Below are 658 nucleotides of genomic sequence, written 5' to 3' on the forward strand. Positions count from 1 at the left end.
GAAGGAGGTTACGCCAACAATGCCCGCCTGGCGGAAGGACGTGCCGAAGCGTTGCTCTCTTATGTGGAAAGCCTGTATGACTTCGGCAATGCCCGCATGACGGTCGACAGCGAACCGGAAGACTGGGCGGGGTTGGAAAAGGCAGTCGAAGCGGGCAACCTTCCCGATAAGGCCGAACTCCTCGCCATCATCCGGGCCGACGAACCGGCTGATTATGACCAGCGCGAGTGGAAGCTCAAGACGCTCAACGGCGGCACTTCTTATAAAATATTGTTGCGCGACGTCTACCCTGCCCTGCGCCATTCGGACTACCAGGTGGATTACACCATCCGTAACTTTACGGTCGACGAGGCCAAGCAGTTGATATTCGAAGACCCGTCGCAGCTCAGCCTCAACGAGATGTTCCAGGTGGCGCAGACCTACGAAGCGGGAAGTCCTGAGTTCAACGAGGTATTCGAGATTGCCGTCCGCATGTACCCGAACGACCCGGTATCGAACCTGAACGCCGGCATCAGTGCGGTGCAGACAAAACAGTTCGACAAGGCCCGTCGCTACCTGGACAAGGCGCAAGACTGTCCGGAGAAGCAACTCGCCGAAGCCGCCCTGCTGATGTATGAAGGGCAAACGGACGAAGCCAAGTCCCGGCTCGAACAGCTGC

At 58.2% G+C, this 658-nt stretch carries 1 pseudogene; it reads left to right on the top strand.

Going from position 1 to position 658, the window contains the following annotated elements:
• Positions 1 to 658: pseudogene (locus B5F77_RS15470) on the top strand (hypothetical protein); the annotation flags it as partial.

It is taken from the genome of Parabacteroides sp. An277, assembly GCF_002159645.1.
Taxonomy (GTDB): Bacteria; Bacteroidota; Bacteroidia; order Bacteroidales; family Tannerellaceae; genus Parabacteroides.